General features: G+C 60.6%; 20 protein-coding genes. 9 read left to right on the top strand and 11 right to left on the bottom strand.

The features are described 5' to 3' along the window. The first annotated feature begins 96 nt into the window (after positions 1–96). The 4 genes from gloB (at position 97) to B0E33_RS12880 (ending at position 3,008) form a co-directional block, all read left to right on the top strand. The gene (gene gloB / locus B0E33_RS12895) at positions 97–879 is read left to right on the top strand and encodes a hydroxyacylglutathione hydrolase (RefSeq protein WP_062486192.1); all 783 of its coding nucleotides are present in this window, start codon (positions 97–99) and stop codon (positions 877–879) included. Between the two features lie 125 nt (positions 880–1,004). Then, positions 1,005–1,220, top strand: a complete 216-nt coding sequence (locus B0E33_RS12890) for a hypothetical protein (RefSeq protein WP_023002583.1) — start codon at positions 1,005–1,007, stop codon at positions 1,218–1,220. Positions 1,221–1,264: 44 nt separating this feature from the next. After that, positions 1,265–1,708 (top strand): cupin domain-containing protein, encoded by a 444-nt coding sequence (locus tag B0E33_RS12885; protein WP_077293277.1) that lies wholly within the window; start codon positions 1,265–1,267, stop codon positions 1,706–1,708. 511 nt (positions 1,709–2,219) lie between these two features. Beyond that, complete coding sequence (locus tag B0E33_RS12880; RefSeq protein WP_077291417.1) at positions 2,220–3,008, top strand: DUF1206 domain-containing protein; 789 nt, start codon at positions 2,220–2,222, stop codon at positions 3,006–3,008. A gap of 44 nt (positions 3,009–3,052) precedes the next feature. Here B0E33_RS12880 and B0E33_RS12875 read toward each other — a convergent pair whose 3' ends face one another. The 5 genes from B0E33_RS12875 to ypfJ form a co-directional block, all read right to left on the bottom strand. Continuing rightward, positions 3,053–4,438, bottom strand: a complete 1,386-nt coding sequence (locus tag B0E33_RS12875) for a mechanosensitive ion channel family protein (RefSeq protein ID WP_228148093.1) — start codon at positions 4,436–4,438, stop codon at positions 3,053–3,055. A gap of 170 nt (positions 4,439–4,608) precedes the next feature. Beyond that, complete coding sequence (gene ftsY / locus B0E33_RS12870; protein ID WP_439126691.1) at positions 4,609–5,946, bottom strand: signal recognition particle-docking protein FtsY; 1,338 nt, start codon at positions 5,944–5,946, stop codon at positions 4,609–4,611. A gap of 450 nt (positions 5,947–6,396) precedes the next feature. Continuing rightward, positions 6,397–7,665 (bottom strand): tRNA (N(6)-L-threonylcarbamoyladenosine(37)-C(2))-methylthiotransferase MtaB, encoded by a 1,269-nt coding sequence (mtaB, locus tag B0E33_RS12865; protein WP_023002577.1) that lies wholly within the window; start codon positions 7,663–7,665, stop codon positions 6,397–6,399. Next, the gene (gene dapF / locus B0E33_RS12860) at positions 7,662–8,573 is read right to left on the bottom strand and encodes a diaminopimelate epimerase (protein ID WP_077291414.1); all 912 of its coding nucleotides are present in this window, start codon (positions 8,571–8,573) and stop codon (positions 7,662–7,664) included. The genes mtaB and dapF overlap by 4 nt, the downstream gene beginning before the upstream one ends. Before the next feature lie 287 nt (positions 8,574–8,860). Continuing rightward, complete coding sequence (gene ypfJ / locus B0E33_RS12855; protein ID WP_077291413.1) at positions 8,861–9,751, bottom strand: KPN_02809 family neutral zinc metallopeptidase; 891 nt, start codon at positions 9,749–9,751, stop codon at positions 8,861–8,863. A gap of 221 nt (positions 9,752–9,972) precedes the next feature. Between ypfJ and B0E33_RS12850 the strand changes: the two genes are divergently transcribed. Continuing rightward, positions 9,973–10,458, top strand: a complete 486-nt coding sequence (locus tag B0E33_RS12850; RefSeq protein ID WP_077291412.1) for a hypothetical protein — start codon at positions 9,973–9,975, stop codon at positions 10,456–10,458. A 17-nt stretch (positions 10,459–10,475) separates the two neighbouring features. Here the strand turns inward: B0E33_RS12850 and B0E33_RS12845 are convergent, their stop codons facing one another. Continuing rightward, positions 10,476–11,015 carry a L,D-transpeptidase family protein gene (locus B0E33_RS12845; protein ID WP_077291411.1) on the bottom strand — a complete coding sequence of 180 codons (540 nt, stop codon included), beginning with the start codon at positions 11,013–11,015 and terminating at the stop codon, positions 10,476–10,478. Between the two features lie 192 nt (positions 11,016–11,207). On the opposite strand from B0E33_RS12845, the gene B0E33_RS12840 reads away from it, so the two are divergent. Together B0E33_RS12840 and B0E33_RS12835 are read left to right on the top strand one after the other, a co-directional pair. Continuing rightward, the gene (locus B0E33_RS12840; RefSeq protein ID WP_023002571.1) at positions 11,208–11,891 is read left to right on the top strand and encodes a response regulator transcription factor; all 684 of its coding nucleotides are present in this window, start codon (positions 11,208–11,210) and stop codon (positions 11,889–11,891) included. 25 nt (positions 11,892–11,916) lie between these two features. Continuing rightward, positions 11,917–12,423: a Crp/Fnr family transcriptional regulator gene (locus B0E33_RS12835; RefSeq protein WP_077291410.1), complete on the top strand. Its 507-nt coding sequence runs from the start codon at positions 11,917–11,919 to the stop codon at positions 12,421–12,423. Between the two features lie 243 nt (positions 12,424–12,666). Here B0E33_RS12835 and msrQ read toward each other — a convergent pair whose 3' ends face one another. From msrQ to B0E33_RS12810, 4 genes are all read right to left on the bottom strand, one after another. Further along, the gene (gene msrQ / locus B0E33_RS12830; RefSeq protein WP_077291409.1) at positions 12,667–13,539 is read right to left on the bottom strand and encodes a protein-methionine-sulfoxide reductase heme-binding subunit MsrQ; all 873 of its coding nucleotides are present in this window, start codon (positions 13,537–13,539) and stop codon (positions 12,667–12,669) included. A gap of 1,132 nt (positions 13,540–14,671) precedes the next feature. After that, complete coding sequence (gene leuD, locus B0E33_RS12820) at positions 14,672–15,277, bottom strand: 3-isopropylmalate dehydratase small subunit (RefSeq protein WP_023002568.1); 606 nt, start codon at positions 15,275–15,277, stop codon at positions 14,672–14,674. 38 nt (positions 15,278–15,315) lie between these two features. Further along, a complete protein-coding gene (argC, locus tag B0E33_RS12815) occupies positions 15,316–16,266 on the bottom strand; it encodes an N-acetyl-gamma-glutamyl-phosphate reductase (protein WP_023002567.1) in 951 nt (316 codons plus the stop codon). 139 nt (positions 16,267–16,405) lie between these two features. After that, positions 16,406–16,972 (bottom strand): peroxidase-related enzyme, encoded by a 567-nt coding sequence (locus B0E33_RS12810; protein WP_031270047.1) that lies wholly within the window; start codon positions 16,970–16,972, stop codon positions 16,406–16,408. A gap of 107 nt (positions 16,973–17,079) precedes the next feature. On the opposite strand from B0E33_RS12810, the gene B0E33_RS12805 reads away from it, so the two are divergent. Beyond that, positions 17,080–21,891: an NAD-glutamate dehydrogenase gene (locus tag B0E33_RS12805; RefSeq protein ID WP_075284645.1), complete on the top strand. Its 4,812-nt coding sequence runs from the start codon at positions 17,080–17,082 to the stop codon at positions 21,889–21,891. A 427-nt stretch (positions 21,892–22,318) separates the two neighbouring features. Further along, the gene (locus tag B0E33_RS12800; RefSeq protein ID WP_077291407.1) at positions 22,319–23,689 is read left to right on the top strand and encodes an MFS transporter; all 1,371 of its coding nucleotides are present in this window, start codon (positions 22,319–22,321) and stop codon (positions 23,687–23,689) included. Positions 23,690–23,785: 96 nt separating this feature from the next. On the opposite strand, the gene B0E33_RS12795 is transcribed toward B0E33_RS12800, so the two are convergent. Continuing rightward, a complete protein-coding gene (locus B0E33_RS12795; protein WP_055660526.1) occupies positions 23,786–25,897 on the bottom strand; it encodes a methyl-accepting chemotaxis protein in 2,112 nt (703 codons plus the stop codon). Positions 25,898–25,920: the final 23 nt, after the last annotated feature.

Genomic DNA, 25,920 nt, shown 5'->3' with positions numbered 1-25,920 from the left:
GAACGGCGGGAGAGCGCAAGATCTCTTGCCTTGCCCTTGGCGCCTGACTTTGCCAGTCTGCATCTCAACCGACAGATCTCAGCAGGGAGCCGTTTCATGGCCTTGAGCGACACCACCGAAATTCACCAGTTTACCTGTCTCGACGACAATTTCGGCGTGCTGATTCACGACACCGACAGCGGAACGACCATTGCCGTCGACGTACCAGACGCCGATGCCTACGAAAAGGCGCTGGAGCAGACCGGCTGGTCGTTGACGCATATTCTGATCACCCATCACCATTGGGACCATGTCCAGGGTCTCGGCACACTCAAGCGGAAAACTGGCGCGACCGTCATCGGTCCCGAGCGTTCACGCCTGAAGATTGCCGAGTTCGACCGCACCGTGGAAGACGGCGACGACGTCCGGTGCGGACCTTACGAGATCAAGGCGATCTCGACCCCGGGCCACACGCTGGATCAGATCTCCTGGTACATCGCCTCCATCAAGGTGGCCCACACCGGCGACACTCTGTTTTCGCTCGGGTGCGGCCGTGTGTTTGAGGGTGACAGGGACATGATGTGGTCGTCGCTTGCCAAACTGATGCGCCAGCTGCCCGATGACACCACCATCTACTGCGGCCATGAATACACGCAGGCCAACGCACGCTTCGCCCTGACAATCGACCCGGACAACGCCGATCTGAAGGCGCGGGCAGACGAAGTTGCCGCGCTGCGCGAGAAAGGCGCCGCGACACTGCCGACGACCATGGCGAAAGAGAAAGCAACGAACCCGTTCCTGCGTGCAGGTGAAGCTTCTGTCGCCGCTGCACTCGGCATGGAAGGCAAAAGTGCTGCCGAAGTCTTTTCCGAGATCCGCATGCGCAAGGACAACGCTTGATCATACCTATAGGTCCCGCAGCAGAATTCTTGCACCGCCTTCCGGTTTTTCTTGGCCGGAAGGCTTAAAACAACGGCTGGTTGCCCCCATATGCACGCCATCGTGATCATGAAGGGGCACACACCATGACACCTGCGAGTTCCGAAGACCACTTGACACGCTCCGCGGAGCAGCGCGCACGGGACGTGGTCAGCCGCATCGTCGGCCAGGCCGAACCGATACCGGGTCATCTGGGCGGCGGACACAGGCTGGACATGCAGCTCCTTTACGAGGAAGTGGTTGCAGCCCTGCGCGAAACCATTGATGATCTGGCTTTCTGCACCGGGTCGAAATCCTCCTGAGCGATCCCGTCCCGGAAATCCAGTTGATCCAGCCGGGACTTTTCATGACTTCTACTGCCAGCCTGACCGCCGAAAAGATCGTCGACCTTCTCGACATGCAGCCGCACCCGGAAGGTGGCTTTTATGCCGAAACCTTCCGCGACAGCGTCACCGATGATGGCGGCCGGGCCGCATCTACCCTGATCTATTTCCTGCTTCCCGAAGGCGTTCTCTCCCGCTGGCACAAGGTTGACGCGGTCGAGACCTGGCACTGGTACGCCGGCAGCCCGCTGGAACTTTCCATCAGCACCGACGGCACCACCCGGCAGGTGCTTACCCTGGGCAACGACCTTCTGGCCGGCGAGCGCCCGCAAGGCATCGTTCCCCGTGACGGCTGGCAGCAGGCCCGCTCACTCGGTGCATGGACCCTGGTCGGCTGCACGGTTGCTCCCGGATTTCAGTTCGAAGGCTTCGTCATGGCGCCGGAAGACTGGCAACCGGGAAGCTGATTTTTCGCTCCCTGTTCGATTCCTTGGAACCAATTCCTGTTTGACGAGTTCTCTCTCCAACGAAAGGAGAGAGGCATGAACGGTATCATCTATCTGGTCGGTCTCGTCGTCGTTGTCGGCGCGATCCTGTCCTTCATCGGACTGGTCTAACCTAGCCCCGGTAACTCTGCCGCGCCCCCGGCAGACGATCTCCAACAGTTTGGGCCGGACGCAAGCCCCCGCCACGAACGGCCGCCCCCTGCCGTTCACCCAGCGTTCGGCCCTTTTCCGTTTCTGGCAAGGAATTGAACATGCACAACATTATCTATCTCGTCGGACTTGTCGTCGTGGTTGTTGCCATCCTGTCGTTTCTCGGCCTCGGCTGAGCCGGGGTAACCTCCCGAATATTGCAGGTTTGGCAACCACGCCCTCTGGCGCCGCCCGCTGGTCGGCCCGCCAATCGTTCTGGCGGAGCCGGCGCACAGCGCTTTACCGATTGTGAAAATGCCGGGATGGCGGAAAGACCAGGGGAATGAAGTACTCGCACTGGTTACAAGCTGCCGCACGTGCCGGATATCTTTCGCGCGGCATCGTCTATGGCATCATATCCTTCTTTGCCATGCTCGCGTCCATCGGCGCAGGCAGCAGCAAGGGCACCAAAGGTGCCCTTGTCACTCTCTTGTCCCAACCCTTCGGCTCTGTTCTGGTGGCTGTCCTTGTGACAGGCCTGTTCGGTTTTGTCGTCTGGCGGCTGGTTCAGGCCATTCTGGACGCGGACAACCATGGACGGGACCTGCAGGGGATCGTCGTGCGCCTGGCCCTTCTGGCAAGCGCCGCCACCTATAGCGCGCTCGCACTCTACGCCATTGGCCTGCTCGGAATTACGGGCACGGATGATGGCAAACTGCTGCCGGGCCTGATGAACGCTCTCTCGCAAGCTCTTGGCCAGCGGGTATTCGTGACTGGCTTGTCCCTCGTCTTTCTGGGAATAGCGGTTGCGCATTGGTGGAAGGCCTGTTCAGGCAGATACAGCAAGCACTTCGATGAAAACGAAGCCCCGATGCGGATTGTTCACGTCGTGTCGGTTCTTGGCCTCGGTGCACGCGGGATCGTGTTCGCCCTTCTGTCGGCAATGATCTGGCTTGGCATCGAGGGCGCCTCAACCTCCGGCGGCGATCTGCCGAGCACGCTGGATGCTCTGAAATACATTCAGGGTTTGCCTTATGGGCAGGTCATGCTGTTCGCGTTGGCGGTTGGCCTGATGGTTTTTGCCATCTACTCCTTTGTCGAATCCCGGTGGCGCAGGGTCAGCCTTTCCTGACACGCTGCTCAGGATTTGCTTCATTAATCGCCTGTCTGTCAGGATTACCTTGCTGATTTAGCCCCAAATTCCTTCGGCGCATGCTCATCGAGAAGGTCGTCCGACTGGGCGGCTTTACGTTCCAGTTCAACCTGCTTTTCAAGATCCCGGTCGGCTTCCGTATCGTTCGGCATTTCTGCCGATTGCGGAAACGCCGCCTCTTTACGGGCGATCTTCCCGCGTTCCTGATCTCCCTGGTGCCTGTCCGGCAGGAGGCTCTCCAGCGCAGGCGCATCATCGAACCTCAACCGGTAGATGGGCTCCGGCAGGGAGAAGCCGTTTGATTCAAGCGCCAGCTTGACGAGGCGCATCGCCTCGGAACGCGCCTTCTGGAAATCGGTCCGCGTCTGGTCAATCCAGCCCACAAAACTCAGAACAACGTTGGAATCTCCCAACGCTTCGATCCAGGCATCGGGAGAAGGGTCCTGAAGAATGAATTCCTGGCGGCGAAGCGTCATCAGGCCAACGTCCAGCGCCTTGTCGAGGTTGCTTTCCGCATCGACGCCCAATTCGAAGACGAAGCGGCGCCGTGGATTGGTGGAAAAGTTGACGAGGGTGCTCTTGAAGACGATGGCGTTTGGGATGCGGATATGGTTCCCGTCCTTTTCCATCAGGATCGTTGCACGCGACGTGAGACTGATGACAAAGCCCTCGTAGCCTTCAATCCGGACGAAGTCCTTCGGGTTGAACGGCTGCCGGATGCTGAGCATGATACTGGCAATGTAGTTTTCGACAGTGTCCCGGACAGCAAAGCCGACCGCCAGACCCACAATGCCGGCTGCTCCGAGCAAGGTGCCGATGACGGCAGTGGCGCCCAGCACATCAAGCGCAAGCACGATCCCGATCGTGAAGAACAGGATCCTGATCAGCTGCCTGACAAGATCTGCAATGAAGGCATTGGGCGTGAGCCTGTTCCAGGGCCATTCAAACCGCGCGATCAGCAGTCCGGCCGCACTGGCCAGCATCCAGACGAGCAGGGCAACCAGGGCAAGCGGCAGATAGTTCACCCCTTGGGACAGGCGCGCCTGCAGGCGCTCGTAAACCGGAACGAGACGTTCCTCCAGCGCGGTTTCCTCGGTGAGATTGTTCTGTACTGCGACGACGCCGTCGACACGGCCGGCAAGCTCTTCGGCCTTTGTGGCAAGGCTCGCCTCGGTCACGGTTCCGTTCAGGTTGACCACACCTGATCTTACGACGACCGAAATTCCGGAAAGCCCGTCGAGCTGGTCATAGATGCCGTTGATACGCTGCTCGATGGCCTGATCGTCGCCGGCACCGGGCATGGCGGTGATAGCTCCGGCGGGGCTTTCCGATTGTGAAGATGCAGGCAGTGCGCCGGGCAGAAACAGCAGCAGAGCAACAACAAACGAGTGCAACAATCTGGAAATCATGACGGCCTTTCCGCGCTTGTGCCCGGCTGCCGTCAGTAGAAGGGATTCCGCGCGCGCCAGACTTCGACGCTAACTAAACGCACGTCGGGCTGCGAGGTTCCCCGGCGCTGCTTTGCAAATGTCGCAAGGCGCCCAAACGAACGGGTCCAGCGCCTTGCGGGACGCTCGCGTTAAGCCATGCCTGCAATCGCGCTGGCAAAATCCTTGGCCGAGAAGGGCTCGAGATCGGCCACACCTTCCCCAACACCGATGAAATGCACCGGCATTGCGTGCTTGGCGGCAATCGCGACCAGTATCCCGCCCCGAGCGGTTCCGTCGAGCTTCGTCATCACCAGTCCGGTCACGCCGGCAACCTTGCCGAAGATCTCGACCTGGTTGAGCGCATTCTGGCCTGTCGTCGCATCGAGCGTCAGCAGGACCGTGTGCGGAGCTTCCGGGTCGTGCTTCTTGATCACGCGGATGACCTTCTCCAGCTCATCCATCAGCTCGGCCTTGTTCTGAAGCCGGCCGGCGGTATCAACCAGAAGCACATCGACGCCCTTCGCCTGCGCTTCCTTCATCGCATCATAGGCAAGGCCGGCGGCATCCGCGCCGGTATCGCGCGCAATCACTTCAGCCCCGGTGCGCTCACCCCAGATCTTCAGCTGTTCCACTGCGGCCGCACGGAAGGTATCGCCGGCCGCCAGCATGACGGTCTTGCCTTCGGAACGCAGCTTCTGTGACAGCTTGCCGATGGTGGTGGTCTTGCCCGTACCGTTGACCCCGACCATCAGCACCACATGCGGCTTCTTGCCGGTCTCGAGATCGAGTGGCTTGGCGACGGGAACCAGCACCTTCTCAACCTCTTCGGACAGGATCGCCCGGACTTCCTCCGGCGAAATTTCCTTGTTGTAGCGCCCGTCGGACAGACGGTCGGTAATCGCCATCGCCGTGTCGACACCAAGGTCTGCCTGGATCAGGATATCCTCCAGCTCCTCCAGCATGGAGGCGTCCAGCTTGCGCTTGGTGAAGATCGAGCTGATGCCTTCGGTGAGCGATGCGGAAGACCGGGACAGGCCGTTCTTCAATCGCTGGAACCAGGACAGTTTCGGCTCTTCGGCAACAGATTCAACCGGTGCGGCGGGCACTGGCGCGGCAACGGGCGCTTCTGCGGGGGCCGGCTCGACAACCGGTTCCGGTGCGCTGGCCGTTTCAGGCGTATGTATTTCTGGTGCCTGCGGTTCTGGTGCCTGGGTTTCTGGCGCCTGTGTTTCTGGCGCCTGTGTTTCTGGCGCCTGTGTTTCTGGCGCCTGTGTTTCTGGCGCCTGTGTTTCTGGCGCCTGTGTTGCAGGTTCTGGTGTTGCGGGCTCTTGGCTTTCGGGCTCTTCCGGCCGGGGCGCTTCAGGTTCCGGTGTTTCTGCCTGCTCGGGCTCGACGTCGGGTCCCGTGTCGGTTGGCAGAATGTCTTCCGGCTCCACCGCCGGCTTCATTGGCGAAAGTTCTGGAACGATACCAGGGCTGACATCCATTGCGATCGGCTGGAACGGCTCGTTCATTGCCGCGACAGGCCGAACGTCCATCTCGACGTCGAGTCCCGGGTCATCTTCCTGCGGTTCTGCGGATGTTGCTTTCTGTGCCGCATCCTCTGCGGCCGGAGCAGCCTCGTCTTCCGGTTTGCTTTTGCCGCCGAAGAGACGTCCAAGAAAGCCGCGCTTTTTCTCGCTCATGAACCTGCCTTAAAAAATCTGCCCGTTACTGCGTTCTTAAACTGTCGCAACTGAAGTGGCCACACATTCCGCCTCATCCTGAGGAGGTCCGACAGGACCGTCTCGAAGGATGGGCAGCATACACGGAGCAAGCGGCCCATCCTTCGAGACAGCGCTGCGCGCTTCCTCAGGATGAGGCTGTTTGTCCGGCTTCAATCCAATCTGACACACACCACAGGCCAGCTCGTCACCACCCGAACCCTGAACCTTTCCTCAGGCAGCCCTGGAAAGGGCTTCGCCCAGAAGATGGCGGCCGGTATGTCCGATAATTCTGGTTTCGACAATCTCACCGGCATTGCCGCTGCCCAACTCGACCTGCGTGAATTGTTCAGTCCGGCCAAGGCCTTCCTTCTCGATCAGCACGGGGCGGGTCTTGCCGACCTCGGCCTGAAGATGCCTGACCAGCGCTTCCTCGCCCTTGGCCCTGAGGCGCGCGCCGCGTTCCTTCACGACATTGCGCGGCAGCTGCGGCATGCGCGCTGCCGGCGTACCCTTGCGCGGCGAGAACGGAAAGACGTGCAGATGCGTCAGGCCGCATTCGTCGACGATCCGGAGCGAATTCTGGAACATGTCCTCGGTTTCCGTCGGGAAGCCGGCGATGATGTCCGCACCGAAAACCATGTCCGGCCGCAGGCGGCGAACCTCTTCGCAGAAGCGGATCGTGTCGGCCCTCAGGTGGCGCCGCTTCATCCGTTTCAGGATCATGTCGTCACCGGCCTGGAGCGACAGGTGCAGATGCGGCATCAGCCGTTCGTCTTCGGCGATCACCCGCATCAGGTCGTCGTCCGCCTCGATGGAATCGATGGAAGACAGCCGCAGGCGCTTCAGGTCCGGAACCATTTTCAGGATCTTCGCCGACAGCGTGCCCAGCTTGGGGGTCCCCGGAAGGTCCGCGCCATAGGAGGTGATGTCGACACCGGTCAGCACGATCTCGTTATAGCCATTGTCGACGAGGCGCTTGATCTGGTCGATGACCACGCCCATCGGCACGGAGCGGGAATTGCCCCGGCCATAGGGAATGATGCAGAAGGTGCAGCGGTGATCGCAACCGTTCTGGACCTGCACGAATGCACGCGCACGCCCCGTCAGCCCGTCGATCAGATGGCCTGCGGTCTCCTCGACACTCATGATGTCGTTGACGCGCACTTTCTCGGTTTCGGAAACGCCGAAGGCGGCAACGTCCTGATAGGACTTGCGCTCAAGCTTTTCCGTGTTGCCGAGCACCAGATCCACTTCCTCCATGGAGGAGAAGGTCTCGCTTTCCGTCTGCGCGGCGCAGCCGGTGACGATCACCCTGGCGTTCGGGTTGTCGCGCTTGGCCTTGCGCACGGCCTGGCGGGCCTGACGAACCGCCTCGCCGGTAACGGCACAGGTGTTGATGAGGATGGCGTCCTTGAGGCCGGCAGCCTCCGCCTCGCGCTTCATCACTTCCGACTCATATGCATTGAGCCGGCAGCCGAAGGTCACGACATCGATGCTCATGACGCGGCTCCAGCCGCCAGCGGGGCGTCGCCCGTGGCGGTCTTGCGCCAGGCCAGGGTATCGAGATCGACCTCGCCTTCGAATTCCACTTCCGTCAGACCGGTCATCAGCACGTGGTTGTCGCTCTCGCGCCATTCGATCCCGATGGGACCGCCCGGCAGATGGATTGTGGTCTTGCGACTGGTCCGGCCATCACGCGCGGCGGCAACCCCAACCGCACAGGCAGCCGTTCCACAGGCCAGCGTCAGACCGACGCCGCGTTCCCAAACCTTTACCCGGATCTGGTCGGTATCAAACACATGGGCCAGCGAAATGTTGGCGTATTCCGGAAAGATCGGATGGTGTTCCAGCAAGGGACCCACCTGCTCAAGCTCATAGGCTTCCACGTCGTCGACCCAGAAGATCGCGTGCGGATTGCCCATGTTGACGACGGCCGGCGTGTGCAGGATCGGGTCATCGATAGGTCCGATCTGAAGTTCGATCGCACGGGTGTCGGCAAACTCTTCCGCAAGCGGGATTTCGTTCCAGGCAAGCCGCGGTACGCCCATGTCGACAGTCACGCTGCGCGGGCCGTCGGCATCGAACGCGTGCAGCAGCCCGGCACCGGTCTCGATGGTAACAAGCTCCTTGCCGGCTTCTTCCATCAGCAGACGGCCGATGCAGCGCGTGGCGTTGCCGCAGGCGGACACTTCACTGCCATCGCGGTTGTGAATGCGCATGAAGGCATCGACACCCAGCGAGGACCGTTCAACGGTGATCATCTGGTCGAAACCAATGCCCGTCTCGCGGTCGCCCAATGCGGTAATGGCTTCGGGTGTCAGGCGCAGCGGTTTTTCACGCGCATCCCAGACCACGAAATCATTGCCAAGGCCGTTCATCTTCAAAAAGGGTCTGGTTTCAGACGCCATACCGGTCGCACTTCTTCAAAGCTTCAAGGAAAAGCGTCCGCCATCTTGCGGACATTTGCCCCTATATGGCGGAAAACACCGCAAATTACCAGTGGGGCAGGCAGTCATCGCAGATATGCGTAAACGCGCCAGCCCGTTATCACTTGGTCGTCATTGCAGGGCATGCCCCTGCAATCCATCCGTGGCCGTTCAAAGCCGGAAGCGTAGGGAAAAGAACCGATCAAGCGGCATCGATGCCATGTACGTGCCATGGACGTGCCATGGCATGACGCGATGTGTTGGTGCCCTTACAGGCTCGCCGCGCTGAACGTGTCGCAGGCATTGAGGTCGCCGGACTGGAAACCCTTCTTGAACCAGCTTGCCCGCTGCGCAGAAGTGCCGTGGTTGAAGCTTTCCGGCACGACATAGCCCTGAGCCTGGCGCTGCAACGTATCGTCGCCGATCCGGCTGGCCGCGTTCAGTGCCTCGTCGATATCGCCTTCTTCGACAAACCCTTTCTGCCGGGCGGCATAATGAGCCCAGATGCCGGCATAACAATCGGCCTGCAACTCGACACGTACAGATAGAGCGTTGCCTTCCGCCTTGCTGAGCGTACGCCGGGCCTTTTGGAATTCCGGCAGCACGCCAAGCACGTTCTGGATGTGGTGACCGACTTCATGCGCCAGCACATAGGCCTGTGCGAAATCACCCGGCGCATTCAGCTGGTTTGCCAGTTCCTGATAGAAGGACAGGTCGATGTAAAGCTTGCTGTCGGCTCCGCAGTAGAATGGGCCGGTGGCCGCACTGGCATATCCGCAGGCTGATGATACCGACCCTGAAAACAGCACCAAAGTCGGCTCCGGGTACGTCGCACCACCGTTTTCGAAGATCTGGCCCCAGGTGTTTTCCGTGTCGGCCAGAACGACGGAGACAAATTGCGCGGTTTCCTGGTCGGCCGCACTGCGAGGGGCCTGCGTCTGATAGGACTGCGTATCGTAACCGCCCCCGCCATCCAGCTGGCCGAGAAGTGTCAGCGGGTTGATACCGGTCAACCAGGCAATGCCGACGATTATCAGGAGGCCCGTCAATCCGAGGCCACCACCTCTCACCTGGCGGCCACCGACGCGCATGCGTGGTCTCCCGCCCATCGAACGCCTGTCTTCAACGTTGCTGCTGCCGCGGCGGCCTTTCCAGCGCATGTCCTGATTATCTCCGTGAGCCCAAACTTCGTCATACCAGACAAGACCGCGGAAACCTATGCGGTTGGCCGCCGTCTCTGCCTGTGAGACACTTTTCAAAAAACGCGGCAAGGCGCGTTCGGTTGCCCTCATTGCCAACGGAATCGTGATGCGGGTTACAGAGTTGGCAGTCATGCCGACCTAATATTGCGTCCATGGGGCAGTTATGAAGGATAACGATCATGCCCGACGTAAACGCTCAACAGGCGCAACGCCTGATCAATTTCGCCACCGAGAGACTTGGCCGGGTGGAAGGCGATGGCCAGTGCTGGACGCTGGTCGACAACGCTTTCCGGCACGTCGGCTTCAACAAGCCGGCCTCCACCTATGTCTGGGGACGGGTGATCAACAACCTGTCGGACGCCCGGCCGGGTGACGTCTTCCAGTTCACCCGCTTCGAAGTCACGGTTCGTGTAACCCAGCTCGACGGCAGCTGGGAGGAACAGACGATGTCCCGCGGTGAACCGCGGCACACCGCGATCCTGGAAAGCGTCAACGGCAACAGGGCGACCTTTCTGGAAAGCAACGTCACCGACGACCAGACCGTCAAGCGCAACGGTTTCGGAATTCGCACGGCAACGACGACCGATGACGCCGGTGTCAGGACCTCGACCACGGTTAGTGGCAGTTTCATCATCTACCGGCCACAGGTCAGTGCCAATCCTTAAGACTGTTCGGACCCGGCTCAGGTGTGGATCACCATCTCCGCGCCAAGGTCGATGTTCTGAAGAATCAGGCGCATGTGTTCCGGCGAAACGGCAACGCAGCCTTCCGTCGGCGAATAGCCCGGCCGCGCGATGTGAAAGAAGATCGCGCTACCTTGTCCCTTCACGGCCGGGTTCAGGTTGCAATCCAGCACGACGATGATGTCGTAGAGCCTGTCGTCGCGCCACATCTTCTCGTGGCTGGCCGCAAAAGGCAGTTGCACCGGCCTGTTGTAGAGACGGTGGCCAGGGTCGTCACACCAGCCGGACGCCGGTGTCAGCGGCTCGGTCGGCAGCAGCGTTGCCGGCGGCAAGCCCCGGTCCGGGCGATAGTAGACGTGCAGCAATTCGAACCGGCCCACCGGCGTGCCGCCGTCGCCTTCGCGCTTGCGCATGACGATGCCCGTCCGGCCGAGCGCACACGGGACCGTGATCCGCCCAAGACTGAGCACGCCGCGTGTCCGGTTCAGAGGCGACGCACGAACTTCCAGCATTCCCGCCGATTTTTTCAAGGTTTTCATGATCCTGTCCGTTCCGCCTGTCCGCTCCGCCGGTCTTCTTGATAAACCACCCCTAAACCCCGCGTGAAGAAGAATTGACGGGACACCGCTTGTGCGGGAACAATTTCCCACGCACATAGAAGCAGGAACGCGCTTGTGTCCTTTGCACAAGTCGTCGTGAAGAGATTTTGGATTCTGGCGAGGGACGCGACGATGACCGCCCGCACGATTTTGATTGTCGATGATGATACCGAACTGCGCGAAGCGCTGGTGGAGCAGCTGTCGCTTTACGATGAATTTGAGACGATCCAGGCGGATTCGGCCACGTCCGGCATCGCCATGGCCAAGGAAGAGCACGTCGATCTGCTGCTGATGGACGTCGGCCTGCCGGACATAGATGGGCGCGAAGCGGTCAAGCTGCTGCGCAAGGGCGGTTTCAAGGCACCGATCATCATGCTGACCGGTCATGACGGCGACAGCGACACGATCCTGGGGCTTGAGGCCGGTGCCAACGACTATGTCACCAAGCCGTTCAAGTTTGCCGTGCTTCTAGCCCGTGTCCGGGCACATTTGCGCCAGCACGAACAGAGCGAAGACGCCACCTTCGCCATCGGCCGCTATTCGTTCCGGCCCGCCGCCAAGGTGATGCAGGACGACAGTGGCTCCAAGGTTCGCCTGACGGAGAAAGAAACCTCCATCCTGAAATTCCTCTACCGCGCCGGCGAAAAGCCCGTGACCCGCGACGTGCTGCTGCACGAGGTCTGGGGCTACAATTCCGGGGTGACCACCCACACGCTGGAAACCCACATCTACCGCCTCAGGCAGAAAATCGAGCGTGACCCGTCCAATGCGGAGCTTCTTGTCACAGAAGCCGGTGGATATAAGCTTGTGCCGTAACCGGTAATCGGCGTATTTCTTGGGCATGAGCCTTGCCCAAGACATTGCGATTCTCAAACAAATCCCGATGCTTTCGGACTTTCAGGACGATCAGCTGCGTCTGCTCGCCTTCAGCGCCGAAAGCATGGATTACAACCGCGGCCAGCGCCTGTTCGATCAGGGCGACCGCGCCGATGGCGGTTTGGTAATCACCAGTGGCACGGTCAGCCTGCAGACGAGGACCACGGACGGCTTTGAGGAAATCGAGCGCGTCGGTCAGGGCACACTGCTGGGCGAGACGGCTCTTCTTGCGGAAAACAAGCGCCCTTGCCGGGCAGAAGCCGTTGACGGCGTGCGCATCATCCGCATTCGCCGCGCGCTCTTCAAACGCATGATCCAGGAATTCCCGGAACTTGCACAGCGCATGCTCGACCAGCGCGCCAACCAGTTCCGCCAAACGGTTTCAGCCCTGCGCCCCATCGGCGAAAAGATGGCCGAACTGGAGCAGATCAACGCCGAACGCCGCGTGCGCGACGACGAGAAACAGTCGTAGGGCGAAAGTCCCCCATCTCCCCTGTCGGGCAATTCAGTCAGCCAAAACAGACTTGGCCCTGTGCAAATCTTCGACTTTTCAAGGGAAAATCAGTCCTCTCACCGTCATTGCCGGACTTGATCCGGCAATCCATGCCGTGACCTTGCCGCACTGCCAAGCGCATCGGTAAGGAGAGGTGATCGACATGGAGATCACTGTCGAACCGTGGGATGACAAAGGCTACACCGAAGGTCTGGCGCTATTCTATGCCCGTTTCAGCCCCAGCTTAGGGCCGAGCAATCCGCCGATCCATTGAACCATTGCCGCCACGCCAACCCCGAGCCCGATGATCCCGACCCAGATAGCCGGACGGATTGCAACGGAAAGGGCAAAGTTGGCTTGAAACACCCGGTCGGCAGGAATGCCGGTGGCAAGTGCGTACCAGACAAATTCGATCCCGGCAGTCCCTGCAGCTGCCAGCAGCGCGCAAACCGCCAGAACCAGCGGGTTGGCAAGGCTGAAGCCTGCCTTGACAGCAAGTCTGTAAATCATCAGCAGCACGAAAAGGCCTGCCATCAAGGTGGCCTGCGTGACGTCCGACTTGGACTGCAGGAAGAAGTGGAACAGCATGAGAGCGCCGATCGGATAGATCAGGGTGTGCAGCCGCTGCCAGTTCCGCCCGAGTTTGCGGATGGCTCTGTCGAAGGAGGTCGCACCCAGCACCGCCAGCCCGAACAGCGCGACAAAGCCGATGGTCAGATAGAAACGCAGAACGATTTCAGACACGACCTTGCCGAGGTTCCAGCTTTCCTGCGCAGCGTAAAGCCCCAGGTGCAAGAGCGCATAGGCAAGCACTGTCACACCCAGCATGCGCCTGACACCGACGATCCTGTTCCAGGAAAAGATCCTCCGGAGCGGGGTGACCGCCAGGGTCACAAGCAGGAAGCGCACCGTCCAGTCGCCACTGGCATGAAGCTCCATCTCGAAGGGCTCCGGTAGCACCGGTCCGAAGGCGAGGCTGTAGAAGATCTGCAACGCCGGAAGAAGCACGGCAATGAATACAGCCAATCGCAGACCGGAAAGGTTGCCGCGTCGGTCGGTCCAGGGAGCGTATGGTGCCAGGGTCATCATATCCATGCGTTCGGACTATCGCACGAAACGTTCAAGGACACTGAAAAGCTTTTCAAGCCTGCGTGAAGAAGATGAGAGGCGGTTATCCAGCTTTCCCTGTCCCGCTTCACCGGCAAGCGCCTTTCGGCGCCGCCCCTTTGTATTCAATCCGATTTGGAACTACTCATTCCCGCATTCTTTGTCATCCCGGTTTGTCGCGTCAGCGGCAAGACCGGGATCCAGTACGCCGTGAGATCAGACGCGGAAAACCTCTTGAACCCAGTGAATACTGGATCCCTGCCTGCGCAGGGATGACAAGATTGATGGGCATCAGGACAAGACGGCTGAATGCGGTTCCGCGATCATGCAGCGAAGGTTCGGTCACAGGGGTGAAGAAGCGAACCAAGGCGGTGAGCGGCGCACCGGAAAACTCCATTTAGCCCATTTGTCGACCCAGTTTTCAGCACGCCCGACTTGTATCCGGTCGGAGCAGGACATCCAATTTGGAACCATTCATTCCCGCATTCTTTGTCATCCCGGTTTGACGCGTCAGCGACAAGACCGGGATCCAGTACGCCATGGGAACAGCCCCGGAAAACCTCGCGAACCCAATAAATACTGGATCCCTGCCTGCGCAGGGATGACAAGGTTGATGGGCTTCAGGACAACACGGCTGAATGCGGCTCCACGATCATGCAGCGGCGGTTCGGTCACAGGGGTGAAGAAGCGAACCAATGCGGTGGGCGGCACACCAGAAAACTTCATTTAGCCCATTTGTCGACCAAGTTTTCAGCACGGCCGGCTTGCATCCGGTCGGAGCAGGGCATCCAATTTGGAACCACTCATTCCCACATTCTTTGTCATCCCGGTTTGACGCGTCAGCGGCAAGACCGGGATCCAGTACGCCATGGGAACAGACTTCGAAAACCTCGCGAACACAATGAATCCTGGATCCCTGCCTTCGCAGGGATGACAAGATTGATGGGCATCAGGACAAGACGGCTGAATGCGGTAGCCGTGATCGAAATCCGGAGGATTGCCCCTGTGAGTGGGTGATCATGTCTTGGCGACGCGTCGCGCGCCTTAAAGAACCTGAGGCAACCAAAACAAAAAAGCCGGGTCGTGAAACCCGGCTTTTCAAAAGTCATTGCAGTCCGGCTCAGACCCAGGGACGGTCGTTGCCCATCTTGCTTTCAAAGGTGTCGATTTCACCGGCCTTCGCCATGGTCAGGCCGATGTCGTCGAGGCCGTTGATGAGGCAATGCTTGCGGAAACTGTCGATCTTGAAGGCGATGTCGCCGCTCTCAAGACCTTTGATTTCCTGGCTTTCCAGATCGATCGTCAGCGTGAAGTTGGCGCCGCGCTCTGCCGCATGCATCAGGGTTTCCAGCTCGTCCTCGGAAACCTGGATCGGCAGAATGCCGTTCTTGAAGCAGTTGTTGTAGAAGATGTCGGCGAACGAGGTGGAGATCACGCAGCGGATGCCGAAATCAAGCAGCGCCCAGGGCGCATGCTCGCGCGAGGAACCGCATCCGAAGTTATCACCGGCGATCAGGATCTTGGCATTGCGGTAGGCGGCCTTGTTGAGAACGAAGCTCTCGTTCTCCGATCCGTCGTCGTTGGTGCGCATTTCGTGGAACAGCGCGGTGCCGAGGCCCGTGCGCTTGATCGTCTTCAGGAACTGCTTCGGAATGATCATGTCCGTGTCGATGTTCACGATCGGCAACGGCGCTGCGACACCGGTCAGGGTCTCAAATTTTTCCATTCTTCTTCTCTCCTGAAAGGCCTGAAAACGGATGCCGCTTACGCAGCAAGGCTGGTTGTCTGATCGACACCGAGCATCAGATTGAGGTTCTGGACGGCAGCGCCGGACGCGCCCTTGCCCAGGTTGTCGTAGACGGCAACGATCGCGGCCTGCGCCCTGGCGTCATTTGCAAAGACGTGCAGATGCAGCTTGTTGGTGTCGTTGAGCGCCTGCGGGTTGAGGCTGTCGGATTTCTCGAGCGCTTCCAGCGGTGCGACCTCGACAAAACCGCCGGGTGCCGAAGCGAAATGATCGGCGATCGCCGCATGCAGCTGCTCGCCCGTCGGCACCTTGGCAAGGCCTGCCAGGTTCAACGGAACCACCGTCAGCATGCCCTTGTAGAAATCGCCGACGGTCGGAGTGAACAGTGGAGCTGCGTCGAGCAACCCGTATTCCGTCATTTCCGGAAGGTGCTTGTGATTGAACCCGAGCGCGTACGGCGCAAACGAATTTGCGCTGGTTCCGGCGGCTTCGTAATCGGCAATCATGCCCTTGCCACCACCGGAATACCCGGAGATGCCGAAATAGGTCAGGTTGAAGTCCGACGGCAGCAGCTCCGCGGTGATCAGCGGACGAACCGCGGCGATCAGGCCTTGCGGCCAGCAGCCCGGATTGGCAACGCGCATGGCTGCGGCGATGATATCGGCCTGGTCGAGGTCCATTTCGGCAAAGCCGTAGGCCCAGCCCTCGGCAACCCGGTGGGCGCTGGAAGCGTCAATCACACGGGTGGTGTCGTTCTCGATCAGGGCAACGCTTTCCTTGGCCGCCGCATCCGGCAGGCAAAGAATGGCAATATCGGCCTTGTTGAGGTAGTCGGCCCGGGCTGCCGGATCCTTCCGGCTTTCGTCCGGAATGGAAATCAGCTCAAGGTCGCGGCGCATGGCAAGGCGCTCGCGGATCTGCAGACCCGTCGTACCGGCTTCACCATCAATAAACACGCGCGCAACCATCGCCCGTTCCTCTCCCTCTCGTGATTGCCGCCAGTTTCGAACCCCAGGGCCCGAAAGCCGTCAGGCAGATCGGTGCAAAATCGCAAGCGTCATACACCCAATCGCGCGGCTTGTCACCGCCGCGCGACGCTCCGTTATCTCAACGGGCCCTTGAGTGATACTCATCATTCGGGCGCATGTCGGACGCCGCAGCCACCCTGTTTGACATGTTGAAGAAGCCCGTTACCGAGGCGATGTCCCAGATGTCGCGATCCGTAAACCCGACATCACGCAGGGCTTGCCGGTCGCTTTCCACGATTTCCGCCGGCTTCTCCGTCAACTTGACGGCGAAGTCGAGCATCGCCCGCTGCTTTGGCGAAAGATCCGCAACGCGGTAGTTCATCACCATCAGTTCCCCCAGCACGGGGTCCCCGGAAAGCTCGCGCACCGCAGCACCATGAGCCGTCAGACAATAAAAACAGCGGTTGACCGCTGATACCGCAACGGCAATCATCTCTCTCTCGAGCTTGGAGAGTGTACATTCGCCCAGCATGAGGTCGTTGTACATGTCGGTGAAGGCGCGCAGCTTCGTTTCGTCGAACGCATATGCCTTGAGGACGTTGGGAACGAGACCCAGCTTCTCCTGGCACAAGTCGAAATAAGCCTGTGTCTTTTCACTCAATGTTACATTTGAATCGATTTGCAAGGCCGTGACTTTACTTGACAATTTGCTCCTCCCGTCATGAAACCGTTTATGTCGCTGAAATATGAACTTAAGTCTTAGAACGAGCGAGCGACAGAGCCAAACCATACGATCGCCTAAGGGGATGGAAAATGCCGGACAAACACGACGTCGAGAAACTCAAACTCATCGACGCGGTCCAAGCAACCTTGAATCAGGAAGATCCGGCTCTCGCCGAGTTTTCCCGCGCCTTTTATGACCGGGGCGCAGCGGAAGACCTCGTGGCCTACACCGCGGAAGAGCTGACCGGCTTTGCCCGGGACGCCTGGCAGGATTTCCAGAACCACGAACTCGGCACGCATCGTGTCAGCATCGCCGATCCGGCGTTCAAGGCCCAGGGCAGCAAGGTCAAGGGCGTCTCGATTATCGAGATCGTCAACGACAACATGCCCTTCCTGGTCGATTCCGTCATGGACGAGCTGCAGGAAAGCAAGATCGAAGTGCATCTGGTCCTGCACCCGATCTTCATCGTGGAACGGGATGACAACGGCAAACTGACAAGCGCCACGGCCCGCAAGAAACCACCGAAGCGGACCGACCGGCAGGAAAGCCTCATCCATATCCACGTGACACGGATTGATTCGCCCGAAGCCCGCGCAGCCCTCAAGGCGCGGCTCGACAAGGTTCTGTCCGATGTCCGCGCCGTCGTATCGGACTTCAAGCCGATGCAGGAACGCCTGGCGGAGGCCATCGACACCTACAAGACCACGCAAATTCCCGGCAGCAGCGACGAGTTGTGGGAAGCAATCCACTTCCTGGAGTGGATGGAGAACGACAACTTCATTTTCCTCGGCATGCGCGAATACATGTTCGAAGGCGGCGTCGAGGAGGGCGAGCTTTCCCCCCATGAGGGTACGGGTCTCGGCCTCTTGTCCGACCCGGATGTGCGCGTTCTCCGCCGCGGCACGGAGTTCGTGCAGATCACGCCGGAAATTCGCGAGTTCCTGAAGAAACCCGAACCGCTGATCATTGCCAAGGCCAACGTGAAAAGCACCGTGCACCGGCGCGTGCACATGGATTACGTCGGCGCCAAGCTTTATGACGACGAAGGCAACATGAACGGCGAGCTGCGCATTGTCGGCCTGTTCGCCTCGACCGCCTATACCGAACCGACCAGCACCATCCCGTTCCTGCGCCGCAAGGTTGCCAGCGTTCTGGCCCGCGCCGGCTACGGGTCGGAAAGCCATTCCGGTCGCGCCCTCCGCAACGTTCTGGAAGCTTTCCCGCGTGACGAGCTGTTCCAGATCGAACGGGAGCGCCTGTTCGACTTTTCCATCGCCATCCTGCAGCTGGACGAGCGCCCGCGCATTCGCGTGCTGTCCCGCCCGGACAAGTTCGACCGCTATGTCTCCATTCTGGTCTTCGTCCCGCGTGACCGCTATTCCACCGAAGTTCGCCTGAACGTCGGCACCTATCTGGCCTCGGTCTATGAAGGACGCGTGTCGGCCTGGTACGTTACCTATCCAGAAGGTCCGCTGGCGCGGGTTCACTACATCATCGGCCGCGATCGCGGGGAAACGCCGACGCCCCAGCAGGAAGAGTTGGAGGCCGCCGTTGCCGACATGGTGCGCACCTGGTCCGACAGCGTGCGCGACGCGCTCAAGGACGAATTCGCACCCTCGCAGGCCCGCAAGCTGGCCGACCGCTACGCGCTTTCGTTTCATGGCGGCTACAAGGAAGTCTACAACGCCCAGTCCGCGCTGTTCGACATCGTCAAGCTGGAAACCCTGTCCGACAAGAACGACACCACCATCACGTTCCACCGCCAGGCAGGCACCAGGGACAGCCGCCTGTCGCTGAAGGTCTATCACCGCGGTTCGCCGATCCCGCTGTCCGCGCGCGTGCCGCTCCTGGAAAACATGGGCTTCCGCGTGATCAACGAGCGGACCTACCGCGTCACGCCGGCCGATGCCCCCTTGTCCTACCTGCACGAAATGACGCTGGAATCGCGCAGCGGCGAAGACATCGTCTTTTCCGATCAGCTGCAACCCCGGCTGGAAAGCATGTTCATGGCAGTCTGGACCGGGCTGGCGGAAGACGACGGCTATAACCGCCTGGTGCTGACGGCGGAGCTTGCCTGGCGCGACGTGGCAGTGATCCGCGCGCTGTCGAGATACCTGCGCCAGGCCGGTATCCGCTTTTCCGAAGACTATATGTGGTCCACGCTCAACAACTACCCGAAGATCGCGGCCAAACTGGTGGAACTGTTCCACCTGCGCTTCAACCCGGATGTCACCGAAAAAGACAGGGACCTCGGCACGGAACGGCTGGAAAGCGAACTGACCGCCGATCTGGAGGACGTCGCCAGCCTTGACGACGACCGCATCCTGCGCCGGTTCCAGAACACGATTGAATCGATCCTGCGCACGAACTTCTACCAGCTCGACAAGAAGGGGCAGCCCAAACCGACCTTTGCCTTCAAGATCGACAGCCGCCAGATCGACGACCTGCCGCAACCGCGTCCGTTCCGGGAAATCTTCGTCTACAGCCCCCGCGTGGAAGGCGTTCACCTGCGTTTCGGCATGGTTGCCCGTGGCGGCCTGCGCTGGTCTGACCGGCCGCAGGACTTCCGTACCGAGGTCCTCGGCCTGGTGAAGGCACAGCAGGTGAAGAACGCAGTGATCGTCCCGGTCGGTGCCAAGGGTGGTTTCGTGCCCAAGAACCTGCCGCCGATGAGCGATCGCGATGCCTGGTTCAAGGAAGGCACGGAAAGCTACAAGATCTTCATCAACGCCCTTCTGGACGTGACCGACAACCTCGGCGAGGACAACATCCTGCCGCCGGAGCGCGTGCAGCGCTATGACGGTGACGACCCCTATCTGGTGGTGGCAGCCGACAAGGGCACGGCCACTTTCTCCGATACGGCCAACGGCATTTCGGAAGGAAGGCACTTCTGGCTGGGCGACGCCTTCGCCTCCGGCGGGTCCGCCGGCTACGATCACAAGAAGATGGGCATCACCGCACGCGGCGCCTGGGAAGCGGTCAAGCGGCACTTCCGCGAGATGAACCGGGATATCCAGACCCAGCCCTTCACGGCGGCCGGTGTCGGCGACATGTCCGGCGACGTCTTCGGCAACGGCATGTTGCTGTCGAAGGCAACCAGACTGATCGCCGCCTTCGATCACCGCGACATCTTCATTGATCCGGATCCGGACCCGGCAAAGACCTGGGAAGAGCGCAAGCGGATGTTCGACCTCGGCCGCTCGTCCTGGAAGGACTACAACACCGACCTGATTTCCAAGGGTGGCGGCATCTTCTCGCGCCAGCTGAAGTCCATTCCGCTTTCACCGGAAATGCAGTCCCTGCTCAACCTGAACAAGGGCAGCGCAACGCCGCAGGAAGTGATGACCGCCATCTTGAAGATGGAAGTCGACCTGCTGTGGTTCGGCGGTATCGGCACTTATATTCGCGCCAAGTCCGAGACGGACGCCGATGTGGGCGATCGCGCCAATGACCCGATCCGCATCACCGCATCGGAAATCGGCGCAAAGGTGATCGGCGAAGGTGCCAACCTCGGCCTGACCCAGCTCGCCCGTATCGAGTTCAACAAGAAGGGTGGACGCTGCAACTCCGATGCGATCGACAATTCCGCCGGGGTGAACTCCTCGGACATGGAGGTCAACATCAAGATCGCCCTCGGCGCCGCGGTGAAATCCGGCAAGCTGACCATCGAGCAGCGCAACGAACTTCTGGCCGAAATGACCGACGAGGTCGCCGAACTCGTGTTGCGGAACAACTACCTGCAGACCCTGGCCATCTCCATGACCGAACTGCGCGGCATGGAAGACTTCGGCTACCAGGTGCGCATGATGCGCCAGCTGGAACAGGCAGGCCTTCTGGACCGGGTGGTTGAACAGCTGCCGGACGAGGCAACACTCGACGAGATGCGCAAGGCCGGGCTGCTGCTGACCCGCGCCGAACTGGGCGTGCTGCTGGCCTATGCCAAGATCACGCTTTACGACGCGCTGCTGGAAAGCTCGGTTCCGGACGACGATTATCTGGCGCGCGAACTGTTCCGCTATTTCCCGGACCAGATGGCCGACACCTACAAGGACGAGATCAGCGGCCACCGCCTGCGGCGTGAAATCATCGCCACGATGCTGGCCAACTCGATGATCAACCGGGGCGGGGCTACCTTCATCACCCGTCTGCGTGACCAGACCGACGCAACCGCGACCGAAATCGCTCAGGGCTTCGTTGCCGTGCGCAACAGCTACGACCTGACCGATCTCAACACGGAGATCGACCAGCTCGACACGAAGATCGACGGCGCTCTGCAGCTGGAGCTCTATTCGGAAATCCAGTCGCTGCTTCTGGAACGGGTCGTCTGGTTCAAGCGCAACGTGTCCTTCGACAAGGGCCTGTTTGCAGTTGTCGAGCGGTTCCGTGCCGGTATCGCCGCGCTGCGCGACCGCCTGGAAGCGGTCTTGCCGGAAGAACCCGCCGCGGTTCTGGCGGAGCGCACCGCAGCCTTCGTGGAGCAGGGTGTTCCGGAAAGTCTCGCCCGGCGGATTGCCTGGCTGCCGGCCGAGCGGGCCATTCCCGATATCGTCATCGTGTCGGAAGAAACCGGGGCTGATCTGGATACGGCGGCAAGGGCCTATTTCGAAGTTGCTCACCATTTCCAGCTCGGTGCGATGCTCGAGCTCGCCAACGATCTCGACGTCCGGGACTACTACGACGGCCTCGCACTCGACCGGGCACGGGCCATGCTGGTCTCCGCGCAGCGCGCCCTGGCCATCGCGGCGGTTCGCGCCGGCGGTTTTACAAGCTGGCTGGAGGAACACGAGGCGGAAGTGGGCCGGCGCAAACGCTCGGTTTCCGAAATCCTTGATGGCGGTCTCAGCGTGTCGAAATTCTCCGTGGCGGCAAGCCTGCTCGCGGAAATTTGCGGCACTGCGTAACCGGGCGGAAATCGCGTTATGGGGCCGGCAGTTCTGCTGCCGGCCTTGGCTTTTCAGCGGTATTGCCGTCGCCCCGGCAACGCTATGCGCGAGCGGGGAATGGAGAGCCAGCGGCACCCAAGGCAAAGCGTACCTTCCCAAGATGGTCTTTGGCTCACCGATCCCGGATCTTCGCTGCGCTGCGTCCGGGATGAGGTGATATGTGTTGCCAGGCTGGTGAGAGGCCCACCTTCCCACACCCTCATCCTGAGGAGCCGCGCAAGTGGCGTCTCGAAGGATGGGCCGCATACGCCAACCGAAACTCTCTTTTGCAACAGACACCGGATATTCGCAAACACCTGTGGGCTTCAGGAGCGGGAAGCGATATGCATGAATGAGTTGGGCTCGTCCCGGTCTTGATCCCCCAGGCAGCGAGTTGCCCTTTTCCATGACAACCGTTTCAGACATCCCGTTGCAATCTACCGACAGGCGCGCCGTCCTCTCCTGGGCCCTGTTCGACTGGGCAGCACAGCCCTTTTTCACGCTGATCACCACATTCGTCTTTGCGCCTTACTTTGCCTCGACACTGGCCGCGACCCCGGCCGAAGGCCAATCGCTTTGGGGATACGCAACTGCGGCCGCCGGACTGTGCATTGCCTTTGCAGCACCGGTACTGGGCTCGATCGCGGACGCAACAGGCCGGCGAAAACGCTGGATCCTTCTCTTCTCGTTGCCGTTTGTCATCTGTTGCTGGGCATTCTGGTACGCCGCTCCGGGAAGCCCGAATGGCATCGCCATCGCGCTCATCGCCTTTGCCATCGGCACACTGTCCATCGAAATCGCGACCGTCTTCAACAACGCCATGATGCCTTCGCTGGTGCCGCCGGAACGCATCGGACGCCTGTCCAGTTTCGGCTGGGCACTCGGCTACGCCAGTGGACTGGTCACGCTGGTGATCGCCCTCGGATTTTTCGCCGCCAGCCCCGAGTCAGGCAAGACCCTGCTGGGCTTCGAGCCGGTTCTGGGTCTTGATGCGGCGACACAGGAAGGCGATCGCGCCGTCGGGCCGTTCTCCGCGCTCTGGTATCTCGTTTTCGTGTTGCCGATGTTCCTCTTCGTGCCGGACGTGCCGCACCAGGCAAAGATCGGTCCGGCCATCCGCGCCGGCCTTGCAAACTTGCGCATGAGCCTGGCCCAGGCACGCACCAACAGGAATATCTTTCTGTTTCTCCTCTCCAACATGATCTTCAAGGATGGTCTTGTCGCCCTCTTCGCGTTCGGCGGAATTTATGCCGCCGGCCAGCTTGGCTGGGGATCCATCGAGATCGGTACTTTCGGCATCATCCTGACCATCACCGGAACACTTGGCCTGCTGCTGGGCGGGCCAATGGATGATCGTTTCGGGGCCAAGCCGGTGATTGTCTTCTCGCTCATCGTTCTGATGATCTGCGGCCTCGGCATGATCTCCATCGACCGGACAACGGTGTTCTTTGTCATCAAGACCGCCGCTGCCCCCGAGGGTGCTCTCTTCGCATCGCTGCCGGAACAGGTGTTCATTGCACTCGGCGGTGTCATCGGCGCGGTGTCCGGCCCGTTGCAGGCCTCCTGCCGCAGTCTACTGGTCCGCATAGCCCCGCCGCAGCACGTGACCCAGTATTTCGGCCTTCTGGCGCTCTCCGGAAAGGTCACCAGCTTCCTGGCCCCGCTTACCGTCGGCGTGGTAACCGCCCTGACTGCCAGCCAACCCGCCGGCATGTCCGTCATCCTGGTCTTTTTCGGAGTTGGCCTCCTGTTGTTGTTGCGGGTGCGGGAGCGCTAGCAGACGCCTTTGCCAGGAAAGGGTGCGGGCATTGCCCAAACAAAAACGCGCCGGAAAATCCGGCGCGCTTCATGTTCAGATGTTGCCAGTCTCGCCTCAGGCGACCTGACGAACGCTGGCAAGGAAACCTTCGACTTCCTGCTTGAGCCGGTCGGCTTCAGTCTGCAGGACGTTGGCGGAGGCCGAGACCTGGCGGGCGGCATTGCCGGTGTCGTCGGCAGAGGCTGCCACCTTGACGATGTTCTGCGCCACTTCCTGGGTGCCGTTGGAGGCTTCCTGGATGTTGCGGGCGATCTCGTCGGTGGCAAGGCCCTGCTGTTCGACCGAAGCCTGGATGGACGAGGAGATCTCGTTCATCTTTTCGATGGTTTCGGAAATGCCCTTGATGGCATCGACCGATCCGGCGGTTTCCGTCTGCACCGACTGGATCTGCAGGGAGATTTCCTCGGTCGCCTTGGCGGTCTGGTTGGCAAGCTCCTTCACCTCGGCGGCAACAACGGCAAAGCCCTTGCCCGCTTCGCCGGCACGTGCCGCCTCGATGGTGGCGTTCAGCGCCAGCAGGTTGGTCTGTTCGGCAATGTCGGTGATCAGCTTGACCACTTCGCTGATCCGGTTGGCAGCTTCCGCGAGCCCCTCGATCTTGCGGTTCGTCGACTGGGCCTGTTCCACGGCGTGGGAGGCAATCTCGGTGGACTGGGTCATCTGGCGGGAAATTTCACCGACCGATGCCATCAGTTCTTCAGCCGCGGACGCAACCGTTTCCACGTTCGACGACGCTTCCTCGGAAGCGGCAGCCACTGCCGTGCTCTTCTCGCTGGTGTCGTCTGCGCCCGCCGTCAGCGTCATCGATGCCGCGTTGAGGTCCTGCACCTGGTGCATCACCGTCTGGGTCAGCTCTGAGATTTGGCGGTCGAAATCCTGCGAAAGCTCGCTGATCCGGCCTGCGCGCGCCAGCTGCTGACGCTGCGCTTCTTCCTGCTCGGCGGCCAGTGCCTCGGCCTGCCGGGCCTTGTCGCGGAAGACTTCCAGCGCCTTGCTGATCTCGCCGATTTCGTCCTGGCGGTCGGTATCGTGGATCGGCTCGTCGTAACGGCGATCGATGAGCGCCTGGATGCTGCGCACGGCGCGCTCCAGCGGACGGCGAACAATCGTGTTACCGACAAGATAGATGGAAAGAGCCACGACGATGAGCAACACGACACCGACGCCGACGATCATGGTCGTGATCGAAGACGAAGCCGCATTGAGGGTCGCCAGCGGCACGTTGACCACCACGGCAAGCTTGGCATCGGTACCGGTCACATGCACCGGCATGACGATGCGGTGCACTTCCGTGCCAAGCGTGTTGGAATATCCGTCATAGGCAAATGGCTCGCCGTTCTTGACCGCCGCCAGAAGCTTGTCCTGCACGGCAAGGTCGGCTTCGGACTGGCCTTCCATCCATGGCTTGCCGAGAACGGCAGGGTCGGCGTGGGCAATCCAGACGCCGTTCTGCGACAGGAGGTGAACCGATCCCGTGTCCAGTGGCCGTTGCTGGCCGAGCACTTCGGACAACGGTGTCAGAAGGATGTCGCCACCGGCAGCACCAATCACCTTGGACCCGTCTCGGATCGGCGAGGAGAACGACACACCGGTTACGGTCTTGCCATCGGCTTCCCAGCTGTAGGGTTCGGTCATGTAGTCCTTGCCGGACACATAGGCACCATTGAACCAGAGGTCGCTGGTTGCACTCAGATCACCGACGGCGATCTTCTCGATGGGCCGGTAGGCCAGCGTCCCATCCGCCTTGCGGAAGTAATAGGGCTGCCATTCGCCGTCTTCGGCCCATTTCTCGTCGCCCTTGAACTCGGCATCCTTGCCGTCGAGCTCGTCTCCGGCAACCACGCCCCAGGTGCCCGAAAGGTCCTTGTTGGTGAGCGTAAGGTTTTCAACGACGGCGTTCCAGGCTTCACGGTCGACCGATCCGGCCTTCTTCATGCCGCCGAGGGAACTTGCCAGCGTCTGTGCGGATTTCAGGCCGTTTTCAAGACCACGCTGGACGAATTGCGCCTGCTCGCGTGCCACTGTCTCGGCCTCGGACCGTGCAAGATCACCCGTAATGCGGGACGCTTCCCATCCGATAAAACTGATGCCGACCACAAGGGCAACCGTCAGGGTCGCCGCACTGGCCCCAATGAGCTTTGTTGTGACCTTCGCTCTTCTAAACACCGGCAATCTCCGCGAATCGCAAT

The sequence above is a fragment of the Roseibium algicola genome (genome assembly GCF_001999245.1).
Classification (GTDB): Bacteria; Pseudomonadota; Alphaproteobacteria; order Rhizobiales; family Stappiaceae; genus Roseibium; species Roseibium algicola.
This window is presented reverse-complemented; position numbering and strand designations above follow the sequence as displayed.

Excerpts from the sequence above, each read along its gene's own strand:
- gloB (WP_062486192.1), top strand. The coding sequence starts at position 97 with ATGGCCTTGAGCGACACCACCGAAATTCACCAGTTTACCTGTCTCGAC.
- B0E33_RS12890 (WP_023002583.1), top strand. The coding sequence starts at position 1,005 with ATGACACCTGCGAGTTCCGAAGACCACTTGACACGCTCCGCGGAGCAG.
- B0E33_RS12885 (WP_077293277.1), top strand. The coding sequence starts at position 1,265 with ATGACTTCTACTGCCAGCCTGACCGCCGAAAAGATCGTCGACCTTCTC.
- B0E33_RS12880 (WP_077291417.1), top strand. The coding sequence starts at position 2,220 with ATGAAGTACTCGCACTGGTTACAAGCTGCCGCACGTGCCGGATATCTT.
- B0E33_RS12875 (WP_228148093.1), bottom strand. The coding sequence starts at position 4,438 with ATGATTTCCAGATTGTTGCACTCGTTTGTTGTTGCTCTGCTGCTGTTT.
- ftsY (WP_439126691.1), bottom strand. The coding sequence starts at position 5,946 with ATGGATGTCAGCCCTGGTATCGTTCCAGAACTTTCGCCAATGAAGCCG.
- mtaB (WP_023002577.1), bottom strand. The coding sequence starts at position 7,665 with ATGAGCATCGATGTCGTGACCTTCGGCTGCCGGCTCAATGCATATGAG.
- dapF (WP_077291414.1), bottom strand. The coding sequence starts at position 8,573 with ATGGCGTCTGAAACCAGACCCTTTTTGAAGATGAACGGCCTTGGCAAT.
- ypfJ (WP_077291413.1), bottom strand. The coding sequence starts at position 9,751 with ATGCGCTGGAAAGGCCGCCGCGGCAGCAGCAACGTTGAAGACAGGCGT.
- B0E33_RS12850 (WP_077291412.1), top strand. The coding sequence starts at position 9,973 with ATGCCCGACGTAAACGCTCAACAGGCGCAACGCCTGATCAATTTCGCC.
- B0E33_RS12845 (WP_077291411.1), bottom strand. The coding sequence starts at position 11,015 with ATGAAAACCTTGAAAAAATCGGCGGGAATGCTGGAAGTTCGTGCGTCG.
- B0E33_RS12840 (WP_023002571.1), top strand. The coding sequence starts at position 11,208 with ATGACCGCCCGCACGATTTTGATTGTCGATGATGATACCGAACTGCGC.
- B0E33_RS12835 (WP_077291410.1), top strand. The coding sequence starts at position 11,917 with ATGAGCCTTGCCCAAGACATTGCGATTCTCAAACAAATCCCGATGCTT.
- msrQ (WP_077291409.1), bottom strand. The coding sequence starts at position 13,539 with ATGGATATGATGACCCTGGCACCATACGCTCCCTGGACCGACCGACGC.
- leuD (WP_023002568.1), bottom strand. The coding sequence starts at position 15,277 with ATGGAAAAATTTGAGACCCTGACCGGTGTCGCAGCGCCGTTGCCGATC.
- argC (WP_023002567.1), bottom strand. The coding sequence starts at position 16,266 with ATGGTTGCGCGCGTGTTTATTGATGGTGAAGCCGGTACGACGGGTCTG.
- B0E33_RS12805 (WP_075284645.1), top strand. The coding sequence starts at position 17,080 with ATGCCGGACAAACACGACGTCGAGAAACTCAAACTCATCGACGCGGTC.
- B0E33_RS12800 (WP_077291407.1), top strand. The coding sequence starts at position 22,319 with ATGACAACCGTTTCAGACATCCCGTTGCAATCTACCGACAGGCGCGCC.